Here is a 6658-nt window from a genome sequence, read left to right on the forward strand (position 1 = left end):
GCCGGGCCAGTTCGGGCAGCCGGGCCAGTTCGGGCAGCCGGGCCAGTTCGGGCAGCCGGGCCAGTTCGGGCAGCCCGGTCCGCTCGGGCAGCCGGGACCGCTCGGCAACACCGGGCAGTTCGGGCAGGTCGGACCCTTCGGGCAGACCGGCCAGTTCGGGCAGGTTCCGCCACCCGGGGTACCGGGGCAGCCCGGCTACCCGCAGCCGCGCCCCTCGCGGGCCGGCCGGATCGTCGCGATCGTCGCGGCCGCGCTCGCCCTGTCGCTCGTGTCGGCGGTCGGCGGCGGCGTCGTCGCCACCGAGCTCGCCGACAACAAGGCCGGCAGCAGCACCGTGGTCAACAACAACCCGGCCCCGAACCTCGACCGCTCGTCGGTCGGCGCGGTGGCGGAGAAGGTCCTGCCGAGCGTCGTCGACATCAGCACCGGCGAGGCCGAGGGCTCCGGCGTCATCATGACGAGCGACGGCCAGATCATCACCAACAACCACGTCGTGCAGGGCGCCCGCCAGCTGACCGTGACCTTCAGCAACGGCAAGACGGCGCAGGCCACGGTCGTCGGCACCGACCCGGCCGGCGACATCGCGGTCATCAAGGCCCAGGGCGTCTCCGGCCTGTCGGCGGCCAAGTTCGGCGACAGCGACGCCCTCCGCGTGGGCGACACGGTCCTCGCCGTCGGCAGCCCGCTGGGCCTGCAGGGCTCGGTCACCGCGGGCATCGTGAGTGCGCTGCACCGCACGATCAGCTCGGGCGAGCAGGGCGCCAAGTCGATCGCCGACGCCATCCAGACCGACGCCGCGATCAACCCGGGCAACTCCGGCGGCGCCCTGGTCAACCTGGCCGGCGAGGTCGTCGGCATCAACACCGCCATCGCCACCGCGGGCGAGAACAGCGGCAACATCGGCGTCGGCTTCGCGATCTCGGCCAACCGCGCCCGCTCGGCCGCCGACCAGCTGGCCAAGGGCGGCAAGGTCAGCCACCCGTACCTCGGCGTCCAGCTCACCGACGGCGCCGGCGGAGCACTGATCGGCGGCGTCGTGGCCGGCGGCCCGGCCGACAAGGCCGGCATCAAGAACGGCGACCTGGTGACCAAGGTCGGCTCGACCACGATCGACGACGCGACGGACCTCATCAACGCCGTCCAGGCGGCCAAGGTGGGCGACCAGCTCAAGGTGACGGTCCAGCGCGACAGCACCCAGCAGACCCTCACGGTCACCCTGGGCGAGTCCCCGTGAGGTAGCAGAAGCAGCGATTCCCCTTCGCCACGCCGGCCCGCGTCCGCCACGACGCGGGCCGGCGTGCGTCCGGCCCCGGGTCCCATGATCGATGGCGGGATCCGGCTGCCATGGCGACCAGATCCCGCCATCGATCATGAGGCGGATCGGCTCGGCCGGTCCGCGCTCCATGATCATGGGAAGGATCTGGTCGCCCTGGCAGCCAGATCTTTCCCATGATCTTGGGGGTGCGGCCCGATCGCGGCCGGGAGGGGCCGGAAATGGCCAATATCGCCAGAAATGTACGAAGCGCAGTCCACCGCGAAGCGGGGAGCAGTTGGCGCCGGCGTAGAAAAATGGGTATTCGTTCATTATTCTTGGTGGCATGGACGGAAGCAGCCGGACCGCCGAGCACGTGGCCCTGTTCCGGGCCCTGGAGACCCTCCGCCGCGACCGGCGCCTCTTCGCCGATCCGCTCGCCGAGCGCATGCTCCCCTGGCGGTACCGCTCGGTCGTCGCGCTGTCGCGGCTGCCGGCCGTGCATCGGGGGCTGGTGCGGTACCTCGACGAACGCTGGCCCGGCGGCCCACGGGCCTCGGCCGTGGTGCGCACCCGGCTCATCGACGACCACGTGACCGACGCGGTCGCGGACGGGGCGGCCCAGCTGGTGCTGCTGGGGGCCGGCTTCGACAACCGGGCCTACCGGCTGCGACTGCCCGTCGGGCGCTTCGAGGTCGACCACCCCGCCACCCAGGCGACCAAGCGCCGCCGGGTCCCGGCCCGCCTGGTCGCGGACAACGCGGTCCGGTTCGTGCCGGCCGACCTGGCCCACGACGACCTGGCCACGGCGCTGCGCGGCGGCGGGTTCGACCCGGACTTCCCGGCGGTCGTGGTCTGGGAGGGCGTCACGAACTACCTGACGGCGACGGCCGTCGATGCCACCCTGTGCGCGCTGGCCGGCCTGCTGGCCCCCGGCAGCCGCCTGGTGTTCACGTACGTCGATCGCGCCGTGCTCGACGGCACCGGCGCGTTCGCGGGCGCAGACGGCTGGCGGCAGGCGGTCGGGCGGTACGGGGAGCCGTGGACGTTCGGCCTCGACCCCGCGGGCCTCGCCGGCTACCTCGCCGAGCGGGGCCTCTCGCTGCGCGACGACCGGTCGACCCGCGACGCCGCCGAGCGGTACCTCGCGCCGCTGGGCCGTGACGAGCCGACGGCCGCCTTCTACCGCGTCGCGGTCGCCGAGGTGCCCGGTGCCGAAGGTCGATGACGCCTACCTGGCGGCGCGCCGCCGCCAGATCCTCGACGCGGCCGCGGCGTGCTTCGCCCGCGAGGGCTTCCACCGCACGTCGGTGCAGGACATCGTCCGCGAGTCGGGGGTGAGCGCGGGCCTCGTCTACCGGTACTTCGCCGGCAAGGAGGACATGATCGCGGCCATCGTCGCCGAGTGGCAGGAGCGCCGCGTCGCCCGCCTGGGCGCCGACCCGATCGCCGGCTACCTCGACGTGCTCCGCTCGGTCGCCGACCCGGCCAACCGCGCGGAGCAGCGCCTGGGCGTGCAGGTGTGGGCCGAGTCGATCCGCTCCGACCGCATCCGCGCCCAGGCCCGCGAGGGCGTCGACGTGCCCCGCCGCCTGGCGGTGGAGGCCGGCCTGCCGGACGCGCTGGCCCGGGTGCTGATCTCGGTCTGGCAGGGCCTGCTCCTGCAGACCCTCTGGGACGAGGAGCTGGACATCGAGTCGTACCTCGAGGTCGTCGAACACCTGCTCGAGCCGGTCACGCAGGCCCTGGCCGCGGGGCGGCCGCAGGACGGAACCGCGTGACGGCCCGGGACACCTCCTCGACCCGCCGCGCGAGCGGGCAGTCCAGCTCGACCACCGGCACCTCGACGTCCTGGACGAGCTCCAGCAGCGCATCGTTGACGTCCCGCCGCAGCCCGGGAAACTCGGCCGCCGGCAGCACCCGCTCGGTCTCGGCCGTGATCGGCAGGACGACGAGCATGTCCAGCGTCGCGAGCGCCTCCCGCAGCCCGTCCACCTCGGCGTCGGCCCCGACGGCCCGCAGGTACGCCACGAAGTCGAGCGGCGTCCGGTCGAACACGACGCTCCGCCCCGGCTGCCGGAGCAGGCGCAGCGAGGCGCGCAGCTGCACCAGGTAGTCGGCGGCCGACGGCGGGTGCTCGAACTCGTACCCGCGCTCCTCGAGCAGCACGAACGGCTCGTCGACGCCGACGTGATCGGGGTGCCGGCTCACCAGCTCCTCGACGAGTGTGCTCTTGCCGACCCCGTGCGTCCCAGCGACCCCGATCCGCATGCGCCCCCGCCCTCTCCGCACCAACATACGGCGTTCAGGTCGTGTTCATGACCGTCGGGCAGCATCGGCGCGCTATGGAACCTGCTGTCTGGCTGCGTGACAACTGTGTCTGCCCGCGGTGCCGTGACCCGCACAGCGGTCAGCGGCTGGTCGCCCTGGCCGACATCCCCGCTGACATCGCCGTCGTCGGCCGCGACGGTGCCGTCGTGACGTTCAGCGACGGGCACCGTGGGGAGGTCGGGGAGCCGCCCGCGCCCGGGGACGGGCGGACCGAGGACGCGAAGACGCTCTGGGACGCCGTCGACGTGCCGCGGTGGTCGTGGCGGGAGTACCTCGACGATCCCGTGCCGGCCGCGCGGGCCGTCTGGGAGACCGGCTTCTGCCTGCTCACGAGCACGCCGACGCAGCCGGGCACGGTGCTCGCCGTGGCGCGGTCGTTCGGGCACGTGCGGACCACCAACTACGGGGAGCTGTTCGACGTCCGGATCGAGGAGCGGCCGAACAACCTCGCGTTCACCGGGCTGGCGATCGGGCCGCACACCGACAACCCGTACCGGGACCCGGTGCCCACGATCCAGCTCCTGCACTGCCTGCGCAACAGCGCCGAGGGCGGCGAGTCGGGGCTGCTCGACGGGTTCCGCGCGGCGGACCTGCTGCGGCAGCGGCACCCGGAGTACTTCCGGATCCTCACCTCCACCCCCGTCACCTTCGCGTGGTCGGACGGCACGACCAGGCTGAGGGCCGAGAAGCCGATCATCGGCCTCGACCCGCTGGGGCGCGTCCGCGAGGTCCGGTACAACCACCGGTCGCTGCGCCCGCCGGCCAGCGCCGACTTCTACGCCGCGTACCGGGCGTTCGACGACGTGCTCAACCGGCCCGGCGCCACCGTCACGTTCCGGCTCGACCCCGGGGACTGCGTCATCTTCGACAACACCCGGCTGATGCACTCGCGCACGGCGTTCACGACCGCGAGCGAGCGGCACCTCCAGGGGTGCTACGCCGACCTCGACGCGCTGCAGACGTTCCTGGAGGAGTCCTCGTGAACCCGATCGACGAGCTGGCCCGGCTGTTCGCCGAGGAGGGCACCCGCGACTACTTCGGCGAGCCGGTGAGCCAGGCCGCGCACATGCTCCAGGCCGCCGCGCTCGCCGTGCGGGACGGGGCGCCCGAGCCGCTCGTCGCGGCCGCGCTGCTGCACGACATCGGCCACTTCCACGGGCTGGTCAGGGGCGCCGACCTCATGCGGGGCACCGACAACCGGCACGGCGACACCGGCGCGGACTGGCTGGCCCGCTGGTTCGACGACGCGGTGTGCGAGCCGGTGCGCCTCCATGTCGATGCCAAGCGGTACCTCTGCGCCGTCGAACCGGAGTACTACGACCGGCTGTCGGACGCGTCGCGGTACACGCTCTCGGTCCAGGGCGGCCCGATGACCGAGGCCGAGGCGGCGGCCTTCGCCGACGGGCCGTACGCGGACGACGCGGTCCGGCTGCGCCGCTGGGACGAGGCCGCCAAGGAGCCCGGCGCCGGCGTGCCGCCGTTCGAGTGGTACCGCCCGCTGCTGGAGCGCCGGCTACTCCGCGACGGCGAGTAGGGCCCGCAGCAGGTCCGCCAGGCTGCGCCGGTCGGCCTCGGGGAGGCGCTCCAGCACCTCGCGCTGCGCCGCCAGCCCGACGCCGACCGCCTCGTCGATCAGCTCGCGGCCGCGGTCGGTGAGCGTGATGACCAGGCCGCGGCGGTCGGCCGGGTCGGGCGAGCGGGTCACCCAGCCGGCCCGCTCGAGACGGTCGAGCCGGCCCGTCATGCCGCCGGTGGTGAGCATGAGCGACGCGCTCAGCGCCTTGGGGGAGAGCTGGAACGGCGCCCCCGAGCGGCGCAGCGTCGCGAGGACGTCGAACTCGCCCCGGTTGATGCCGAGTTCGCCGTACACCTTCTCCTGCCGGTCCCCGACCACGCGGGCCAGCCGGTAGATCCGGCCGAACACCCCCATGGCCTCGGTCTGCAGGTCGGGGCGCTCGCGGGCCCACTGGCCCAGGATGCGGTCGACGTCGTCCTCCACGACCTGAGCGTACCACTTGCTTGTAAGTAGCTTAGTGCTAAGCTACTTAGCCATGAGGAACCTGCGAGCGGTCACCGCCGTCGCCCCCGCGCTGTGGGGCACCACGTACCTCGTCACCACCGAGCTGCTCCCGCCCGGCCGCCCGCTGCTGGCCGGCACGCTGCGCGCCCTGCCCGCGGGCCTGCTCCTCGTCGCGCTCGTCCGGGCGCTGCCCACCGGGCGGTGGTGGTGGCGGGCCGCGGTGCTCGGGACGCTGAACATCGGCCTGTTCTTCGCGCTGCTGTTCGTCGCCGCGTACCGGCTGCCCGGCGGGGTCGCCGCCGTCCTCGGCGCGCTCGGGCCGTTCGTCGTCGCCGGGCTCGCGTTCGGGCTGCTCGGCCAGCGGCCCGGCGCCCGCGTCCTGGCCGCCGCCGGCGTCGGCCTGGCCGGGGTGGCGCTGCTCGTGCTCCGCTCGGCGACCGCCCTCGACCCGATCGGCCTGGCCGCCGCGGCGGCCGGCATGGTGTCGATGTCGTTCGGCACGGTGCTCGGCCGCCGGTGGGGGGTGCCGGACGGCTTCGCCGAGCGCCGGACCGCACTGCTCGCGCTGACCGGCTGGCAGCTCACGGTGGGCGGGATCATCCTCGCGCCGGCCGCGCTGCTGCTGGAGGGCCTGCCGGCGGGCCTGTCCCTCGCCAACGCCGGCGGTTTTGCCTACCTTTCCCTCTTCGGTACCGCGGGCGCATACTTCCTCTGGTTCCGCGGCGTCACGACCCTTCCGCCGGCCCAGGTCACCCTGCTGGGCCTGCTCAGCCCGGTCGTCGCGGCGGCCCTGGGGTGGCTCGCACTCGGGCAGTCGCTGTCCCCGGGCCAGCTCGCCGGCGCCGCGGCCGTCCTGGCCGCCGTCCTGCTCGGCGCCGCGCCGGCGCCGAAGCCCGCCCCGTCCGCGGTCCAGAACGCGACACTTGTTCGATCAGCGGCGGGCGCACCGTAGGTTGGTGCGGTGACGTCGCCCGCGCGGTTCCCCCCGGTGGCGCGCCGAGCCACGCGCACCGCCGGCCGCTGGGCCGTGCGGGCCGGCCGCTGGTCGGCGCGGG

At 74.2% G+C, this 6658-nt stretch carries 8 protein-coding genes; 6 read left to right on the forward strand and 2 right to left on the reverse strand.

What is annotated here, in order from left to right:
* The 3 genes from ABZS66_RS29415 to ABZS66_RS29425 all read left to right on the forward strand — a co-directional run.
* Positions 1-1234 (forward strand): trypsin-like peptidase domain-containing protein (locus ABZS66_RS29415; RefSeq protein WP_354763211.1); only part of this gene is annotated, 1234 nt, incomplete at its 5' end.
* Positions 1235-1598: 364 nt separating this feature from the next.
* Complete coding sequence (locus ABZS66_RS29420; RefSeq protein ID WP_354763213.1) at positions 1599-2480, forward strand: class I SAM-dependent methyltransferase; 882 nt, start codon at positions 1599-1601, stop codon at positions 2478-2480.
* Positions 2464-3033 (forward strand): helix-turn-helix domain-containing protein, encoded by a 570-nt coding sequence (locus tag ABZS66_RS29425; RefSeq protein ID WP_354763215.1) that lies wholly within the window; start codon positions 2464-2466, stop codon positions 3031-3033. Before ABZS66_RS29420 ends, ABZS66_RS29425 begins: the two co-directional genes overlap by 17 nt.
* On the opposite strand, the gene ABZS66_RS29430 is transcribed toward ABZS66_RS29425, so the two are convergent.
* Positions 2987-3523: an AAA family ATPase gene (locus ABZS66_RS29430; RefSeq protein ID WP_354763217.1), complete on the reverse strand. Its 537-nt coding sequence runs from the start codon at positions 3521-3523 to the stop codon at positions 2987-2989. The genes ABZS66_RS29425 and ABZS66_RS29430 overlap by 47 nt on opposite strands.
* Positions 3524-3597: 74 nt before the next feature.
* Here ABZS66_RS29430 and ABZS66_RS29435 point away from each other — a divergent pair, with 74 nt between their 5' ends.
* Both ABZS66_RS29435 and ABZS66_RS29440 read left to right on the forward strand, forming a co-directional pair.
* Complete coding sequence (locus ABZS66_RS29435; protein WP_354763219.1) at positions 3598-4566, forward strand: TauD/TfdA family dioxygenase; 969 nt, start codon at positions 3598-3600, stop codon at positions 4564-4566.
* Positions 4563-5117, forward strand: a complete 555-nt coding sequence (locus tag ABZS66_RS29440) for a phosphonate degradation HD-domain oxygenase (protein WP_354763221.1) — start codon at positions 4563-4565, stop codon at positions 5115-5117. Before ABZS66_RS29435 ends, ABZS66_RS29440 begins: the two co-directional genes overlap by 4 nt.
* On the opposite strand, the gene ABZS66_RS29445 is transcribed toward ABZS66_RS29440, so the two are convergent.
* On the reverse strand, positions 5097-5582 hold the full coding sequence (locus ABZS66_RS29445; RefSeq protein WP_354763223.1) for a MarR family transcriptional regulator: 486 nt from the start codon (positions 5580-5582) through the stop codon (positions 5097-5099). The two genes, ABZS66_RS29440 and ABZS66_RS29445, sit on opposite strands and share 21 nt — an antisense overlap.
* A 52-nt stretch (positions 5583-5634) precedes the next feature.
* Between ABZS66_RS29445 and ABZS66_RS29450 the strand changes: the two genes are divergently transcribed.
* Complete coding sequence (locus ABZS66_RS29450) at positions 5635-6555, forward strand: EamA family transporter (RefSeq protein ID WP_354763225.1); 921 nt, start codon at positions 5635-5637, stop codon at positions 6553-6555.
* The last annotated feature ends 103 nt before the right edge of the window (positions 6556-6658 follow it).

It is taken from the genome of Dactylosporangium sp. NPDC005572 (assembly GCF_040605515.1).
Classification (GTDB): domain Bacteria; phylum Actinomycetota; class Actinomycetes; order Mycobacteriales; family Micromonosporaceae; genus Dactylosporangium.

What these genes read in the sequence shown, in the direction of transcription:
- ABZS66_RS29430 (WP_354763217.1), bottom strand. Translation starts at nt 3,523, where the DNA reads ATGCGGATCGGGGTCGCTGGGACGCACGGGGTCGGCAAGAGCACACTC.
- ABZS66_RS29450 (WP_354763225.1), top strand. Translation starts at nt 5,635, where the DNA reads ATGAGGAACCTGCGAGCGGTCACCGCCGTCGCCCCCGCGCTGTGGGGC.
- ABZS66_RS29420 (WP_354763213.1), top strand. Translation starts at nt 1,599, where the DNA reads ATGGACGGAAGCAGCCGGACCGCCGAGCACGTGGCCCTGTTCCGGGCC.
- ABZS66_RS29435 (WP_354763219.1), top strand. Translation starts at nt 3,598, where the DNA reads ATGGAACCTGCTGTCTGGCTGCGTGACAACTGTGTCTGCCCGCGGTGC.